Annotated in this window: 18 protein-coding genes; 9 read left to right on the top strand and 9 right to left on the bottom strand. The window is 68.2% G+C overall.

Annotated features, from left to right (window positions below; all coding sequences use genetic code 11):
• The first annotated feature begins 31 nt into the window (after nucleotides 1–31).
• Genes ACFYZJ_RS34985 through ACFYZJ_RS34975 form a run of 3 tightly spaced genes read left to right on the top strand, consistent with a single transcriptional unit; the run spans nucleotide 32 to nucleotide 2,840 of the window.
• Nucleotides 32–1,021 (top strand): replication-relaxation family protein, encoded by a 990-nt coding sequence (locus ACFYZJ_RS34985; RefSeq protein ID WP_388575186.1) that lies wholly within the window; start codon nucleotides 32–34, stop codon nucleotides 1,019–1,021.
• Nucleotides 1,018–1,959 (top strand): NlpC/P60 family protein, encoded by a 942-nt coding sequence (locus tag ACFYZJ_RS34980; protein ID WP_388575183.1) that lies wholly within the window; start codon nucleotides 1,018–1,020, stop codon nucleotides 1,957–1,959. The genes ACFYZJ_RS34985 and ACFYZJ_RS34980 overlap by 4 nt, the downstream gene beginning before the upstream one ends.
• Nucleotides 1,956–2,840 (top strand): extensin, encoded by an 885-nt coding sequence (locus ACFYZJ_RS34975; RefSeq protein WP_388575180.1) that lies wholly within the window; start codon nucleotides 1,956–1,958, stop codon nucleotides 2,838–2,840. The genes ACFYZJ_RS34980 and ACFYZJ_RS34975 overlap by 4 nt, the downstream gene beginning before the upstream one ends.
• Nucleotides 2,841–2,958: 118 nt before the next feature.
• Here the strand turns inward: ACFYZJ_RS34975 and ACFYZJ_RS34970 are convergent, their stop codons facing one another.
• The gene (locus ACFYZJ_RS34970; RefSeq protein ID WP_388575177.1) at nucleotides 2,959–3,444 is read right to left on the bottom strand and encodes an SH3 domain-containing protein; all 486 of its coding nucleotides are present in this window, start codon (nucleotides 3,442–3,444) and stop codon (nucleotides 2,959–2,961) included.
• Nucleotides 3,445–3,544: 100 nt separating this feature from the next.
• Between ACFYZJ_RS34970 and ACFYZJ_RS34965 the strand changes: the two genes are divergently transcribed.
• The 5 genes from ACFYZJ_RS34965 (at nucleotide 3,545) to ACFYZJ_RS34945 (ending at nucleotide 8,300) form a co-directional block, all read left to right on the top strand.
• The gene (locus ACFYZJ_RS34965) at nucleotides 3,545–3,907 is read left to right on the top strand and encodes a hypothetical protein (protein WP_388575174.1); all 363 of its coding nucleotides are present in this window, start codon (nucleotides 3,545–3,547) and stop codon (nucleotides 3,905–3,907) included.
• A 1,113-nt stretch (nucleotides 3,908–5,020) separates the two neighbouring features.
• Nucleotides 5,021–5,653, top strand: coding sequence for a hypothetical protein (locus tag ACFYZJ_RS34960; RefSeq protein ID WP_388575171.1), 633 nt, complete (start codon nucleotides 5,021–5,023; stop codon nucleotides 5,651–5,653).
• Between the two features lie 94 nt (nucleotides 5,654–5,747).
• The gene (locus ACFYZJ_RS34955; RefSeq protein WP_388575169.1) at nucleotides 5,748–6,419 is read left to right on the top strand and encodes a hypothetical protein; all 672 of its coding nucleotides are present in this window, start codon (nucleotides 5,748–5,750) and stop codon (nucleotides 6,417–6,419) included.
• Between the two features lie 527 nt (nucleotides 6,420–6,946).
• On the top strand, nucleotides 6,947–7,402 hold the full coding sequence (locus ACFYZJ_RS34950) for a hypothetical protein (protein WP_388575167.1): 456 nt from the start codon (nucleotides 6,947–6,949) through the stop codon (nucleotides 7,400–7,402).
• Between the two features lie 58 nt (nucleotides 7,403–7,460).
• A complete protein-coding gene (locus tag ACFYZJ_RS34945) occupies nucleotides 7,461–8,300 on the top strand; it encodes a transposase family protein (RefSeq protein ID WP_388575164.1) in 840 nt (279 codons plus the stop codon).
• 120 nt (nucleotides 8,301–8,420) lie between these two features.
• Here the strand turns inward: ACFYZJ_RS34945 and ACFYZJ_RS34940 are convergent, their stop codons facing one another.
• The gene (locus tag ACFYZJ_RS34940) at nucleotides 8,421–9,302 is read right to left on the bottom strand and encodes an SDR family oxidoreductase (RefSeq protein WP_388575162.1); all 882 of its coding nucleotides are present in this window, start codon (nucleotides 9,300–9,302) and stop codon (nucleotides 8,421–8,423) included.
• 88 nt (nucleotides 9,303–9,390) lie between these two features.
• On the opposite strand from ACFYZJ_RS34940, the gene ACFYZJ_RS34935 reads away from it, so the two are divergent.
• Nucleotides 9,391–9,969, top strand: coding sequence for a TetR/AcrR family transcriptional regulator (locus ACFYZJ_RS34935; RefSeq protein WP_388575159.1), 579 nt, complete (start codon nucleotides 9,391–9,393; stop codon nucleotides 9,967–9,969).
• 1,188 nt (nucleotides 9,970–11,157) lie between these two features.
• On the opposite strand, the gene ACFYZJ_RS34930 is transcribed toward ACFYZJ_RS34935, so the two are convergent.
• The 7 genes from ACFYZJ_RS34930 to ACFYZJ_RS34900 all read right to left on the bottom strand — a co-directional run bounded on the left by ACFYZJ_RS34930 (nucleotide 11,158) and on the right by ACFYZJ_RS34900 (nucleotide 15,424).
• Nucleotides 11,158–11,325 (bottom strand): hypothetical protein, encoded by a 168-nt coding sequence (locus ACFYZJ_RS34930; RefSeq protein ID WP_388575156.1) that lies wholly within the window; start codon nucleotides 11,323–11,325, stop codon nucleotides 11,158–11,160.
• Nucleotides 11,326–11,722: 397 nt separating this feature from the next.
• Nucleotides 11,723–11,983, bottom strand: a complete 261-nt coding sequence (locus tag ACFYZJ_RS34925) for a hypothetical protein (protein WP_388575153.1) — start codon at nucleotides 11,981–11,983, stop codon at nucleotides 11,723–11,725.
• A 20-nt stretch (nucleotides 11,984–12,003) separates the two neighbouring features.
• Nucleotides 12,004–12,255: a hypothetical protein gene (locus ACFYZJ_RS34920; RefSeq protein WP_388575151.1), complete on the bottom strand. Its 252-nt coding sequence runs from the start codon at nucleotides 12,253–12,255 to the stop codon at nucleotides 12,004–12,006.
• Nucleotides 12,256–12,273: 18 nt separating this feature from the next.
• Nucleotides 12,274–12,615, bottom strand: coding sequence for a hypothetical protein (locus ACFYZJ_RS34915; protein WP_388575149.1), 342 nt, complete (start codon nucleotides 12,613–12,615; stop codon nucleotides 12,274–12,276).
• A gap of 258 nt (nucleotides 12,616–12,873) precedes the next feature.
• Entirely contained in the window at nucleotides 12,874–13,089 is a 216-nt protein-coding gene (locus ACFYZJ_RS34910; protein ID WP_388575146.1) for a hypothetical protein, read from the bottom strand.
• A gap of 101 nt (nucleotides 13,090–13,190) precedes the next feature.
• Entirely contained in the window at nucleotides 13,191–13,409 is a 219-nt protein-coding gene (locus tag ACFYZJ_RS34905) for a hypothetical protein (RefSeq protein ID WP_388575143.1), read from the bottom strand.
• 23 nt (nucleotides 13,410–13,432) lie between these two features.
• Entirely contained in the window at nucleotides 13,433–15,424 is a 1,992-nt protein-coding gene (locus tag ACFYZJ_RS34900; RefSeq protein ID WP_388575140.1) for a pentapeptide repeat-containing protein, read from the bottom strand.
• Nucleotides 15,425–15,637: the final 213 nt, after the last annotated feature.

Here is a 15,637-nt window from a genome sequence, read left to right as displayed (position 1 = left end):
TTGCTCGTCCTCCTTCCGGTGGTGACCCGTCATGCCCGCACTCCCTCGCCCCGCCGTCGGCCCCGGATCTCGCTACACCGCCCGCGCCGCCACCACCCGCCCGCGCCCCTCCCGGCACACCGACGTCGCCGCACTCTCCCGCATCCTCACCGCCCGAGATCTGTGGCTGACACGGATGCTCCACGAACACCGCGTCCTGACCACCCACCAGATCGCCAGCCTCGCCTTCACATCGCTGCGTTCCGCCCAGCGCCGCCTGCGCACCCTGCACCAGCACGCCGTCCTCGACTCCTTCCGCCCCCTGACCCAGACCGGATCCGCCCCCGAGCACTACACCCTCGGCCCCGCCGGCGCCGCCGTCCTCGCCGCCCACACCGGATGCGACCCCGCCGACCTCGGCTGGCGCCCCACCCACACCGGCCGCATCGCCTACTCCCCCTCCCTCGGCCACGACATCGGCGTCAACGAACTCCTCACCCACCTCGCCGCCCACAGCCGCACCACCCCACGCGCCACGCTGTCGCTGTGGCTGTCCGAGCGCTCCTGCGCCCGCCGCTGGGGCGACATCGTCCGCCCCGACGCCTACGCCCACTGGCACGACGGCGACCAGCTACTGCCGTTCTTCCTCGAATACGACACCGGCAGCCAGCCCCTCGCGCGTGTCGAGGCCAAACTCGCCGGCTACGCCGCCTTCGCCACCTCAGCGAACGCCCGGCCGGCCCTGCTCATCCACACCCGCACCACCTCCCGCGACCAAGCCATCCGCCGCCGCCTCGCCGCACCCGCACGCGACCTAGGCCTATACATCGCGACCTCGTCCGCGGACTTCACCACCTCCAACCCCTGGGGCCCTTGGTGGAGCCCTCTCGATCCCGGGAACACCCGCCGCACCACCCTCATCCGGCTCGCCGACCGCTGGACCAGACTCGGTCCGGCCTCAGATCTCGAGCCGACGGACGCCGACACCACCGTCACTCTCCCGGTACCCCCGCTCCCACCGATGCCCAAGGCGGACGTTTGAGCTCCCTGTTCACCAAGGCTGCCGGTGGCATTGGGTGCGCGGTCCTCGCCCTGCCGCTGCTGGGCGCGCTCATCCTTGCGGCGCTGCTGGGCGGCCTATCGTCAGGCGGCAGCATGGCGGCCACTCCGAGCACACACGCATTGGCGGACATCCCCGCCTCCATGCTCGCCCTCTACCAGAAGGCTGCCCCGCAGTGCCCGGGCTTGCCCTGGACGATCCTCGCCGCGATCGGGAAAGTTGAGACTGACCACACGCGCCACCCCATCATGACCTCCTCGGCCGGCGCAGTGGGGCCGATGCAATTCCTGCCGTCCACCTTCCAGTCATACGCGTATCCCGTCCCGCCCGGCGGGAAAACACCGCCCACCCCCTGGGACCCAGTCGACGCCGTCTACGCCGCCGCCCGGCTGCTCTGCGCCAACGGCGCACGCCATGGGAAGAACCTGCGGGGCGCCATCTGGCACTACAACCACTCCGACGCCTACGTGAACCAAGTACTCCGCATCGCCGACACGTACGCGAGCGCCACCCCTGCCCCAACAGCCGCAGCAGCCACAGCGGTCGCCTTCACCCACGCCCAGCTCGGCACCCCATACGTGTGGGGCGGCAACGGCCCCGCCGACGGCGGCTTCGACTGCTCAGGCCTGACCCAGGCCGCCTACCACGCCGCCGGGATCAGCATCCCCCGCGTCGCCCAAGCCCAGTTCGACCACGGTCCGCATCTCCTAAAGGGGGCGCAACTGGCGCCGGGCGACCTGCTGTTCTTCGGCACGAGCCCGCACACCATCACCCACGTCTCCCTCTATACCGGGGACGGCAAGGCCATCGATGCTCCACATCCCGGAGCTGTCGTGCGCGAAGGTCCCGCGAACACCACCGCTCGGTCGTTCCAGGGCGCAACACGTCCCTCGGCGCCACAAGGAGGTGGTGCCCCGTGAAGCACATCGACACGCGGGAGGCCATCAGCCTGCTCAAGTCCATGACCTGGGTCCTGTGCGCGGTCGGCATCCTCGCCCTGGTCTTCACCACCGTCAACGTCACCCGCTTCGCCACCAGCCGCAGCGTCCCCCTGCCAATCGCGATCCTCCTCGACCCCATGATCGGCACCGCACTCGCCGGCGTCCTCTACGTAGATGCCCGCCTGGCCTCCTGGGGCATCAGCCCGCCAGCCTGGTCCACCACACTGCGCTGGGGCGCCGGATGCACCGCCGCTCTCATGAACTCCTGGGAGAGCCTGTGGCCCGACGGACAGATCGGCTGGCCCCACAAGGCCGATCCGGCCGCCGTGCTGCTGCACCTGACCCCTGCCCTGCTCCTGATCGGCCTGACAGAAACGATCGCCGCCTACCGACGCTGCATCACCGACCTGATGGACCCAACCCACTCCCCCAACCCAATGAAGCCTTCCCGTGGGCGCCCCACCATGGCCATCGGATCGACCAAAGAGCGGCCCGGCTCGAACGCCACCGTCCTGAATCCGCTCAATGCCATGGCGACCGATAGCCGATCTGGCCATCAGCCCGCAGCGACCGGCGTCCTCAGCACCGACAGCACCCACCACGCCAGACCTCGTACGGGCGGCCGCACGATCCACGGCCCTTCCCCAACCCCCGCATCCCCACCGGGCAGCAGCGGAGCGACAGACGCCGACGTATGGCCACGCGCACTCGCCTTGAACGACGCGGCACGTGCCTCGACCGGGAAACCGGTGAGCGTCTGGAAGCTGCGTACCGATCTGCGGATCGGCCCCCGACGCGCGCGCCAGATCCACGACCAGCTCCTCGCCCGCGAGGCCGATCCGTCACTCTCACCCGAATGAACCGCTTTGACCCGCCCTCGATGCAGACCGCGCAGATCCGATCGAGCCCCCGCAGCTCAATCCGTGACGGCTGGCACCGGCGGATCATGGTGCACGAGGGGCAGCTTTGGTGGGCCGGTCACATGCTGGTACGCACCAAGCTCTCCTGGCCCCACGCCACCCGAGACGATTGCACATAGCCAGTGACGCCGGTGCGCTTGATCGTGACTTTGACCCACGCTCCATCGCCCTCGGCCCAGCCGTGCGCGATACAGGTGTCTCCCTTATACGTGGTGCCGAGCGCCGTCGCTCCCGCCCTCGGCCTGGCACGCACCGTCGCCGAGGAGCCGGTGATCCGGCAGAACTCCCCCTTGGCAACCACCGGCACCCCGGCGGCACGTACCGGCACGGCGGCCCCTGCGGGAGCCGACAACACCAGCGGCGGTGCAGCTAGCAGTACCGAGGCAAGCAACGAAACGTGGTGACGAGGCAACAGGCGCTCCCTTCCTGCTGGTTCAGCTCCGAGGCTGATGAATGCCGCGAGCTTCGCACCTACCGCACGATAATGCCCATTCTCAAGGCTCTTTCCACTGATTCGAGTGACAAAAGGAAGCTTCGCACGCATGCTACTCGTTGCACCGGATGTCCAGTAGGTCCGCTCTGAGGCCGACGCGGACTCCGTAACTATCCACATGACGCTTTCACTTGGACGAACCATGAAGCCCTTGACGACCGCCGCCGTAGTGTTCCTCTCTCTAGCCTGCTCGATTGCCCCCGCACACGCGGACGCCACCATCGAGAAGGGCAAAGTGGGGCTGAGCGTCACAGGGAAAGGCTTGTCAGTGAAGCGGGCGGGCGGCTGGATGGACGGTCACGGCACCGGTGTCCGGGCCCTCCTCTACACGGTTTACAAAGGCGAGCGAACCGACATCACCCGATGGAAGGACGCGACTCCGATCACCGCGGGAATGACGAAGTTCTCCAGCGTGGACTGGAACCTGAAGGGACGACGCTTCCAGAACGGAACGTGGTTGTGCATTCAGTTCAACCAGGCGGACGACACACCGTGCGCGGAGATCCATCGCTGACCTCGCGTAGCGGTCGACCAGGCCTGCCGTGGTGTGCTTGTGCCCTGCATCAGTTGAGGCAAGTCGCAGACGGCGTGGAGGACCACGTTGTGCAGCAAGCATGCTCCTTCGCACGACCGGCGCCGCACCGGCACGAGGCCGGTACGACGCCGGTTCATCACTTGCTTCGCTTCACTTCCTCGCGAAGGGCGCGGAGAGAGCGGACGGCCCTGATCGCCTTCTGCGACAGCGGTGGCACCTGATCGAAGAGGTATCCGAGGACTGAGATGCCTCCCGCGATGCCGGCCAAGGTAGCCGTCACCCACCCGGCAGCTTCCATGTCGAGCCTTCCAGGATGAGGGTCAGTGGTTGATTGGTGGCCCGCCGGCGACGGGGGATGCACCGGCGGGCCACTCTGCCTTCCACTGGCTCTCTTTGGGGTCGCTCACCCAGGAGGCTGCCACCCACCGTTCTCCTGCGGCTAACCGAGTGCCGCGGACGGAGGGGGAGCATGAGGCCATGGGGGGACCTCTCGTCTCTGTCACAGAAGCAGGCACCGCCACCTCCACGGCTACTCGCGGCACCAAAGTTTGGTGAACGCGTCGCTATCCGCGCTCCATGACCGTACTGCCAGCGCCGGGTCAGCAACAACGCCTCAGGCTAAGCACCCGACGTGGAATGCCGTCACTGCTCGTAGGCCGCACGTCCGGGCCGCCGCCCCGCCACTTGATCAGCTCGGCGTGCGCGAGCACGTCCAGTTCATCCCAGCCCTCCAGGCCGACTTGCCCCAAGAACACCGGCACGTCGTGCAGGCTCAACGCAGTACCGAGGGTCACGCCGTCGGTCAGGACGCGGCGACCGCCGTTCTCGGCGGGCCGGGGCGCGGCTGAGGGACGTTGGACTGGCAAAGAGCAACTGCGGGAGAAGCTCGCCGTGACCGCCCGGATCACGGGCGTCAATCACCCGCCGCCGCTGGAGGCGCTGTGCGACGAGGGCCTCGGCATGCTGGGTCCGGCGACCGCGACGATGACATCGCGCTGCTGGCCCGCCCCACACTCACCACCGCCAGGGTGCCCCCTGTCCCGCTTGAGACGGGGCCGGGGGCACCCTTCTGCTTTGAAGGAGGCTTGTCTCATGCTGGTCCGTGAAGCGACGTTCACCGTCGACCTTGGCGAAAACGGCTACCTCATCGGATTCGACGACGACTACGCCTGGCCCGAGGAGATGCCCTTCGGCTGGCGGTGCGGCCCGGCCACCGACGCCAACGCCGTCGTGATCCCCACGACCGATACCGGCCCGGTGCAGATGACCGTCCAGATCCACGACGGCCCACCGGCGGCCGAGACGGGCGGCGACTGGGAACCCGCCGAGGAGGTCAGCTTGCGCGCCGACTTCCCCGCCCTGTGCCTTGCCGTCATCAGGCAGAGCGACTTCTGGGACGCCTGGCCCGAACACGAGCCGCCTCTGGAGATTCCGCCCTCCGCGGGCGGCGGCGACTGGGTGCGGATGCGCCTGTACTGCCACGTGGACAACCTCGAACCGGGCGTCGGCGACCGCGATGAACGCCACCTTGTCCAACTGTGGCGCTCACCCCAGGCGCCTGGCGTACACCCGGAGATCACCGAGGCCGACCGGCAAGCCCGGGCCGACTACGCGGCGCAGATGGGGATGCTGGTGGAGGAGTACACCACCACCTACCCCTCCACCTACACACCCGACAGCCCTGCAGGAATGACACCTGCTCCGCCGTGGCGCCGCCCCGTGTGACACTTGTGCGCCTTCGCGCCGCACCCCGAGCGGTAGGACGAAAGACGGCTGGGGCAGCATCTGCTCAGCAACTGCCCAAGTGTGAGGTGCCGTAATGAGATCCTTCATCCGCTCCGCGTCGTCCGTGCTGCTCGCTGGACTGTTCCTGGCGGGCTGCTCGCCCAAAGCCCACAACGTCGGGGCCGGATCACTGGGCGGCACACCGCCGTCCACGACATCGGCCACAGGTGCGGGCGGCGGCGCCGGGCAGGCGATCGCGGTGGGTCCCGGCCCGCAGAAGACGTACACCGTCCAGCAGCAGCCGCCGGCGGGCAGCTGCCACTACCGCTACCAGGGTGGGGAGCCGCTCCCGGATCCCAAGTGCACGCCTGGTGCGATCTCTCCGGCAGTCACCCAGGCGACGCTGAGGTCGACGATCTGCCGCAAGGGCGGCTACACCGGCGGCATCCGCCCGCCTGTCTCGGTCACCAGCCGGGAGAAGAAGCTGAACGCTGCCTCCTACGGCTACACCGGCCGCATGGGAGACGCCGAGTACGACCACCTCATCAGCCTCCAGCTCGGGGGCGACCCCAACGACGAGCGCAACCTGTGGGTCGAACCCGCCGACCCTGGCCACAAGTCCGGCGGCGGCATCAACAACAAGAAGGACCCAGTGGAGACGAAGCTGCACACCGCGGTCTGCGACGGCAAGGTCACCCTCGCTGCCGCCCAGCAGGCCATCGCCAGCGACTGGACCACCGCCCTGGCCAAGCTGGGCCTGAGCTGAGCCGCCCGGGCGGGCACCGGCACAGATGCCTCCGCGGCCACCCGGTGCCTGCTCCGGGACGTCCTCGGACAGAGACGAATGCCAGGCGCGTCGGCACGCCCGCTTCTGAAGAGACTGCGTGCGTACCGGACATATGGCACCGTGGACGCGAGCCTGGCACAGGCTTCATTCCGCACGCGAGATGGACGGGAATACGGTCTCGGTGCTGATCGGTTCCCGGGCTTCCGGACCACTGGCCGGGCCGTGCTACAGGAGTGACGGACGGGTACGACGAGCGGCACATGTGGGGGCCCGCCGCTGGTCGTGCTGCCTCCTGGCGTAAATCAGGAGTAGGTCCAGCGCCACCTGCTCCCGCTCGGTACACAGGGCCCCCGCCATCTTGATTTTGGCTGGTCGCGGGCCCTGGTGTGATGGTGGGTGGGGCTGCTCGGGCTGGTGGTGGGGCAGTGTCCAGCATGTAGATCATCTGGCAGAGCGGTTCGCCTGTTCCGGTCCGCTGCCTCGCCTTCTTCCCTACGATCCGGCGCATGGTGGATCCCGAGGTGACCGAGCGGATCGCAGTACGCCGCGCGGAGTTGGACGATCTGGAAGAACAGCTGGTCAAACAGTTGGCGGAGGTACGGGACGAACGCGATGACCTCGCTGCGGCCGAGCGGGTGCTGACCCGGATGGGCGAGCAGATCGCCGCGGAACGGGCCGCGGCGGCGCCAGCTGCCGCGCAGTTGGGCGGGAAAGCGGTGCTGCTGATCCCGCACCGCGCGCCGCAGGTCACCGAGACCGTGCTCCCACCGGAGTACCAGCGCATTCTCGCCGCAGTGCGTGACACGGGCGGGCCCGTCACGGTCCGCCAGGCCGGTGAGGCACTCGGGCTGGATACCGGGGTACGGGGCAAGCTGGAGCCGCTGCGCGGGAAACTGACCAAGCTGGCCGACCGAGGTTGGCTGCGCAAGCGTCCCGACGGGCGGTTCACCCTCCGATCGTGAGGCGCGAGCCGATGGGGGCTGCCGTAACTGCGGTGCCCCCGGGGCTCGTTGGGAATGCGTGAGCAAAACCGAAGAGCGCGCCGGGGACACCGTGTCCCTTGTCTACCAGTGTCGTCTGCCGCTGTCCACGAGCACCGTCAACCACCTCGCCGGCCTGCTGCGGCGACACCTGAAATCGATAGGTTCCCGCTGGCGGGCCCTGCCACCGGGGAAGATCGCAGTGATCGTCCTGGCCGTGCTCCGCCACGACCAGCGCCTGGCCGACATGGCCAGCGGCAACAACGTCGCCGAATCCACCGTCCGCCGCTGGCGCGACGAGATGATCCACCTGCTCGCCGCCAGGGCCCCGCGTCTGGACCGGGCCCTGAAGAAGATCGCGAAACGGGGCGGGGAAGTCGTCCTGGTCGACGGCACCCTCATCCCCACCCAACGCCGCACCGGACGCGACGACCGGAAGAACTTCTCCGGTAAACATCACCACCACGGCCTGCACTTCCTCGCCCTGACCGACGAGAAGGGACGGCTGCTCTGGATCTCCGCCGCCCGGCCCGGCCGCACCCACGACGCCACCGCCGCCCGCCACGACCATCTCGTCGAACACCTGAAAGCGGCCAGCCTCGGCGCGCTCGCCGATCTGGGCTTCCTCGGCGTGGACAAGCCCGACAACCCCGATGACCTGGTCATCGTCACCGGCTTCAAGGCCACCCGCTACCGCAAACTGAACGCCGGGCAGAAGGAGGCGAACCGGGTCCTGGCCGCCGGACGCGCCCCCGTCGAACACGGCTTCGCCCACCTCAAGAACTGGCGGATCCTCACCAAACTCCGCACCCACCCGGCCCGCGCCACCCGCCTCCTGCGCGCCCTGCTCGTCCTGACGAACCTCGAAGTCAACCGCTGAGGGATCTACTCAGCAGGAAGTCGCCCACGACGAATTGGAGTGTCCCGGTACCGGGCATACCGGCCCTTTGCCAGTGACCCATTGAGCCGTCCCCGTCCGGTGCCCTGGAACCGGTGTGCGTCAGGGCTGAATGGTTTCCAGGTCCTCGAGGAGGCTGGAGTGGGTCGGCTGCCACCCGAGGGCATCCCGGGTGTGGGCGCTGGACGCTGGCTGGTCCATGGCGAAGATCGGGCCGAACGGGCCGAAGTTCTCCTGCGGAACCTCCTCGACCGGCAGGCCCAGTCGCCGGCCGATGACTGTGGCGATGTCCCGCACCGCGTCGCCCTCGTCGCCGACGGCGTGCCAGGCCGTCCCGGCCGGTGCGGACTCAAGGGCCAGCCGGAACAGGACGGCTGCGTCGAGCGCGTGCACGGCCGGCCAGCGCTGGGTGCCGTCGCCCGGGTAGCCGGCCACCCCGGTGCGGCGCGCTTGATCGGTCAACAGGCCGGCGAATCCGCCCTGGCCCTCGTTGTGGACCGTGCGCGGCATGCGGACAGCCATGCTGCGCACACCGCGCGAGGCGAGGTCCAGCAGTGCATTGACCGAACGGCCCCGACCGCCCACCGGTCCGTCGGTCGGCAGCGGATCGGCCTCGGTGGAGGCGCGACCCGGCACCCAAGGCGTACCCGAGACCGTGACGATCGGGCGGTTGCTCCCGATGAGTTCCTGCCCCAGCGCGGCGAGCGCGGCGCTCTCCTCGGCGATGGCCTGCGCGAGCGCGTCCGGACTGCTGTAGTCGCGTCCGAACGCCAGACTGATCACGCCGTCGCACTGCCCTGCGCCGGACCGCAGGACGTCGAGGTCCGCCAGGTCTCCTCGCAGCACCTTGGCACCAGCGCTTTCAAGGGCCTGCGCGGAGCCGTCCGAGCGAGCCAGTGCGAGAACGGTGTGGCCGGTGCCGAGGAGTTCGGCGACGACGGCGGAGCCGATGGTGCCGGTACCGCCGGTGACGAAGACATGCATGAGCTCTCCCTGAAAGTGATGGGACTGTTGTCCCATCACTGACCCTACACGGTGACGGGACAGGTGTCCCATCACCTATCCTGGTCGCATGGCTAGATGGCAACCGGGGGCGACCCAGCGACTCGTCGTTGCGGCCGTCGACCTGTTCACCGAGCAGGGGTACGACGCCACCACGGTGACGCAGATCGCCGAGCGCGCCGGCGTCACCAAGAGCACCTTCTTCCGGCACTTCTCCGACAAGCGCGAGCTACTGGTCGCCGGCCAGGAGACGCTCAGCAGGCTGCTCGCCGACGGCATCACCGAGGCCCCTGCGAGCGCCAGCCCGCTCCAGGCGGTAGCAGCCGGTCTCGAGCGCGCATCGAGCGCCATGGGACCGACGAACCGCGAACTCGGCCCCCGCCTCAAAGCAGCCGTGGCAGCCAGCACCGAACTACAAGAGCGCGACGCCCTCAAGAGCGTTGGCCTCGCGGCCGCCATGACAGCCGCGCTCATCGCCCGCGGCGTCCCCGACCCGACCGCGCACCTCGCGGGCGAGCTGGGAGTCCTCGCGTTCAAGCGGGGATACGCCCAGTGGTCTGAAAGCGATCGTGATGACACAGAAGGGCTCGCGCCACATGCACTGGCAGCCCTGGAAGACCTGCGTGCGGCAACTGCATCGCTGGGCTGATCCATGCCGCTCGGCTGTCGGCGCCATGGGCACTGCGGCGCCCGTCGACCGCCTCCGAGACGCCCGGCTCTTCCTAACAGACCTCCAAGCCAATCACTGACAGATGACCTACTCCGCAGACAGTCACCCACGACCAGCGTGAGCACCCCGAGAGCCGGTCACGCCAGCCCTTTGACCTGTGATTTCAAGTTGGCGGAGGCTCAGTGGACGAAGAACGCCATCACCGCGGGGATCAGACCACCCACCCCGACGAGCGCACCGATCTGAGCGCAGGAGTGCGGGACGTTCAAGCCTGTGGGTTGATGTGGCTCTTGGGCGGCCTACCGCGGTTCTGCCTCTCCTGGGCGCACAGGCTCGCGCGGCCCACCCGGAACGCGGGCGGTGTACGGCCGCCTGGTACGCCTGCCCCTCCCGGGGCTCGCCACCAGCGTACCCCTCGCATACCGGCCCCATGATTACCCGTCTTCTGTGGTTCTTGAGACACCAAGAGACACCGTCGGACATACTGCCAATCAGGCTCATCTCCCCCTCGTGTGCCACGAGTTAGCAAGCGAGGGTCCCGTGGCGGCGCCGTGGGCGCCGGACTGCTCGCGGAGCATGAAGGGGAAATGAGGATGCGTCTTGTACGCGACCTGCGGCGGCTCATCGAGACGCTGCTATTCAGGTGGGCGGACGCGCGTGACCAGTGCGCCGAAGCCTACCGAGCCGTGCGTGCGCGGTTCAGGGTCCGATGGACCAGTGACCGCGCGCAGCGCTGGCTCGACCAGGTAACGGCCGGGGTGGTGGCCTCCATCCTTGCCGCCTTCCTAGTCTGGATGCTGACACGCGGTCACTGACCTGCGTTGGGCGGGCCCCCCGCTGCTGCCTCACTGTGGCTCGGGGGGTCGTCCTCTGGGTGACGCCGAACTGTACGGCCCCACCCTGACGCATCCATAGATGCGTGATGTCCCTACTCTAGCGCCCGGCTTGAAACTGCGAAGGCCAAATCCGCGAACCAATTCACTTGACGTGATTCCACACAGACTCGTCGCAGTCAGCTTTCCGAAACGCTGCTCCGTCGAACTTCGCCATCGAATCTTTCCCCGGTCCCGTCAGCGTCGCTGCACCGATCACTGCTCGCTGGGGCCGTTGTCGCAGGTCAGGCGAACTGCCAGCCGGTCAGTCGCCCTTCGACGCCGACCTCGGCAGTCAGCCGTAGGCGGGCAGGTCGCTCACGGGAACGCCGACGGCCACAGCGATGTCGGCGGCCGGGTAGCGCTCCGGCTCGCCGCGCTCCTCCGGCCGGACGTCCGCGACGATCTCGGCCTTGTCGCCGAACAACAGCAGGACACGGACGGTGACGCGCTCGGTGGTCATGGCCGTGCTCACTTCCCGTGGTTTGCACAAAGTCGGTTTCGTGGGAAGCAGTCAAGCGGCTTGTCATGAGCGCCCAGGGCACCAGCAATCTGAAGTCCGAACACCAAGGCCATCACGGCAGCAGCCAACGCGGCCAGGACATGTACGTGAAGGGGCAGCACCTGCCACTTGCCCTGCCGGGGCTGACGGGCACTTCGCGACCCGGCCGGTGTGAGGGCCGACGGCTCGCGTTCGCGTGCGTCCCGCGTGCGGCTGTATCTGCCGTCTGACCAGGGGGCCAACGAACTGAAGGCGTGGCCGACCTGCTTCGCGTGGCCAGCGGCTGCTCTCACTTCGTGGCCCGGGCTGGCGCTCACCGGCCGGCCACAGGCAGTACATTGCAGTCTGCTCGCCACCGTCACCACCAGCCGCTGCCGCTCCGCCATATCGGCGTGTGTTGCCCGGTGACTTTGCGGTGGGCCAGCACGCCGAGGATGTAGAAGGGCTTGAGCATCCACCAGGCGACCCATGCTTCGAGGAGCAGGCACCACCACAGCAGCATGAACGGTGCCGTGATGCAGCCGGCCCCGCCGCCTTGGCTTCGCCGTCCGGCGGTCAGCGGGATGCTTCCGCCGATGGAGAACGGGCCGGGAAGGGGGATGCGCCAACGCAGCCGCATCGCGTGTCCTTTCGCTGGTGCTACAGGTCGCCGAGGACTTCCTTGCGGGCGGCCTCGGCTCTGCGGTTGAGCGCGTTCGTCATCCGTACAGCCGCGGTGGTGGACAGGATGCCGAGCCCGACGAACAGCACCTGCGTGATCACGCTGACGATGTGGATGTCCTTCGTTGCGTTCGCCACGCCGAGGCCGACGAACCCGCCGCACGCCCACGCGAACCAGATTCGGAACCTTTCGACGCACACGGCCTTCTGTACGGCGCTGTAGCTCGGCATGACGCCACTCTCTCCTGGCTACTTCCCGACCCGGATCTTCTCGCTGTCGAGCAGGGCCGTATGCGTCGCCGACACGAGCATGAGGAGCACGAGCAGGAGACCCGCCCAGTTCTTCGGGTCGTTGCCGGATACGGCTGTGGAGAACACGAAGACGGCGACTTCGGCGATCACGTACACCGCGGCCAGCCAGGGCTTGATGACGCCCTTCACGGCGGCCACGACGAAGGGCAGGGCGGCGAGCAGGGTCGCGCTGACCACGGGCACGAGCGTCCAGATGACGCGTGCGACGGTCGATCCATACATGCGCGGGCGGGTCGGGGTGATGGGTGCGTTGATGTACGGGTTGTGGTTGTAAGCCACGGTTGCCCCCAAGGTTTTTGCGCGGAAGGGCCATTGTGGAGGCGCCCTAGAAACTTGTGCAGGATACATGAATGCTTCGTGTCTGATCTGTGACGGATGAAGCCACTGCTGTCGTCGAGTAGCTGGTGGCGCGCCGGGGTTCTGTCCATCCCGGGCACACGGGATCGCGCGGCCCACCCGGAACGCGGGCGGTGTACGGCCGCCCGGTACGCCTGCCCCTTGAGGGCTCACGGCCAAGCTACGCCGGTCGGCCGGCCATCAGTGCCGGCGGCGGCCGCTCTCTACGGCCGAAGGGATGGTGCGGACAGACACGGGGTTGTCTGGTGGCGGCTTCGACACGCCGTCACCGACGGCCTGCTGCCGGGCCGTCGCCCTTCGCTGTGCCAGCACAGCCTGCTCCTGAGCGACGCGTTCCTGCAGTCTCTTGGCCTGCCGGTAGGCCTTCGCGGCTTTGGTGCGCTTCTTCTTGGCCATGCGCCAATCCTCGCCTCTCGTTTGGGCGGTGGACAGGTGCCTGAGGGCGTCAGTCGTCGGCCTTGCGGTAGTCGCGGCGACCCTCGAGGGCGGTGCTCAGCTCAGGTCAGCCGCCAATCGGACAGCCGGCCGTTGTCGCTGACCTCGGCCGTCAGCCGTACTCCGGGCAGGTCGCTGGCCGGCACGCCGACGGCGGCGGCGATGTCGGCGGCCGGATAGCGCTCCGGCTCGGCGCGCTCCCCCGGCGGGACGTCGGCGACGATCTCGGTTTGGTCGCCGAACAGCAGCAGGACTCGGGCAGTGACGCGCTCGGTGGTCATGGGGTCATCCTCTCGTGCGGTGGTCAGCGTTTGATGCGGCCGCGTACGGCGAGTGCGGCCAGGGCAAGGAGTGTGGGCTCCAGGAGACGGGAGGTCATCTCTATGTATGTGCCGAGGGTGGTGAGGTTCTGGCCGGAGGACCGGAAGACCACCGAGTTGACAGCAACGCGGGTGGCCTTCTCCGCACGCGCCCAGGTCATGCGCTGGTCCCAGCCGCCGTGCAGTGCTGGGTCGGGTGTGGTCGTGTTGAGGCTGATCTTGCTGCCGTGGAGAGTGCCGGTGGTGGCAGGGTCGGGGTCGTGGGTGGGCACACCGCAGCCCATGAGGAGCAACACGGTCAGGGACATAGCGGCCAGGAGCCAGCCCATGGCGCGGGAGGCGCGCAGGCCGTAGCCGGACAGTAGCCAGTAGCCCCACAGCAATCGGCGCTCGCCGGGCGGGGTGCCGGTGCGGTCGTGGCGGCGCATCTCGCACTCGCCGTAGTAGAAGTCGGCGGCTCCGGGTTCGTTCTTGCCGTCCTCAAAGGCTTTGCGTATCTGCCGGTAGAGGGCTGCAACGTCCTCGGGATCAGGGGTGAGGTCGGGATCGGAGTGATACCGGCCAGGACGCCACTGAGCGTCAGAGGGCGTAGTCCCCGGGGGCAGGGCAGGCTGGCCAGCGGCCTGCGCGCGCCAATGGTGCTCCTCGGCCAGGGTGCGCCGCCGGCTCCAGCGCGTTGGCCAGATGCCTCGCCGATGCCAGCCGATCGGCGTGGGCGCGAAGACGGTGCGGCCTTCCAGGCGAAGCTGGTCGAGGTGGAAGGCGCCTGAGAACAGGCAGTCGGTCAGGTCAATGTCCGTCAGAACCAGCTGGGCGGCATCGACACCCTGTATCGATGCCACCCGCACCCCTTCGCTGTGGCCCGCCAGTGAGCCCTCGTCCACAGTGGCCATGGCATTGAAGGGGATCGGGTGGGCGGTGACTGCTACAGGCGCCGACAGCACCGCATGACTGAGATCAATTCTGGCCCGCCGCAGGCGCACCACCGCTGTCGAATCCCATCGAGTCCGCTTGCAGAACACCTTCAGCGTCGCAATCTCCAATGTCACCGGTGCCTCAAACACGGCACCCGACAGATTCACCGCGTTCGCGCACACAAACGGCCCCAATTCCGTAGCTCTCGCGAACCGCGCCCCGTAAAACGAGACGTCGTCCAAGAACTGCACCTCGTCGAACTGAACATCGCCAGAGAACTGAGCCTCTCGGAACCTCGCGTGGCCGGAGAACTGCGCCCTGCCGAACCCGGAGAGGCCGGAGAACTGCGCCCCATCGAACCTCACCTCGTCTGAGAACTCTGCTCCGAAGAACCCGGCGGTGCCGGAGAACTGCGCGCCCCCGAATCTCGCGAGGTGGGAGAACTGCGCTCGGAACCAGGCGTCGCTGGAGAACTGTGCTTCGCTGAACTCGGCGCTGCCGAACTGCACCCGGTCGAACCACACCTCGCGGGAGAACCGGGCCCCGCCGAACCCAGCGATTCCGAAGAACTGGGCGTGACTGAACCATGCGTCACCGGAGAACTGAGCCTCGTGGAACGTTGCGTCACCGGAGAACTGCGCCCCGTCGAAGCTGGCCATCCCAAAGAACGTCGCCCTCTGAAAGTTGGCGTCACCGTCAAAGTCCGCCTCGTTGAAGTTGCCGTTCCCAAGCTGGGGTCTTTGGGTGGTGGGATCGCTAAGCGCGCTGAGGAGTCGGCGTAGCAGGTCTCCGGAGAAAGGGGTGCCGCGATGGTCGATGTTGGCGCCGGGGGTCAGGCTGGCCAGGTAGGCGTCACGATCAGTGTCCGCAAGGTGTGCCAGGCACGCGGTGTGGCCAGTTACGTGGATGCCGCGGCAGCCGACCGGATCGGTGGTCGAGTCGGCGTCATACCCGCAGTGCGGCCATGACGGCGGGTAGGGGTTCGGCGGCGGAAGCGGTGTCATACGGGCGGCTCCGGGCAGGGTGTCGTCCCACGGCGGGTCACCCAGGATGGACCACACCGAGTGATCTTCCGGTTGCGTAGGGATCGGTTTCGGTCATCACCGGTTCGGAGCAGGGCAGTCCTCATGGCGCCCTTGGGCTTCGAGGACGGTGTCCGCCGTGGCGCGGATGACGCCGCGAGCGGCGGCCTCGTTCTGCTTCGCAGTGTCCGGTGCGCCGACGGTGGCGTATGGGGGCGCCTGGTCAGGGCCCGCACCGGTTGTCGGCCCGAG

Origin of the sequence: Streptomyces sp. NPDC001848, assembly GCF_042891915.1 — a bacterium.
Taxonomy (GTDB): domain Bacteria; phylum Actinomycetota; class Actinomycetes; order Streptomycetales; family Streptomycetaceae; genus Streptomyces.
Note: the sequence above shows the minus strand (reverse complement) of the source record. Positions and strands in the feature narration are given on the sequence as shown.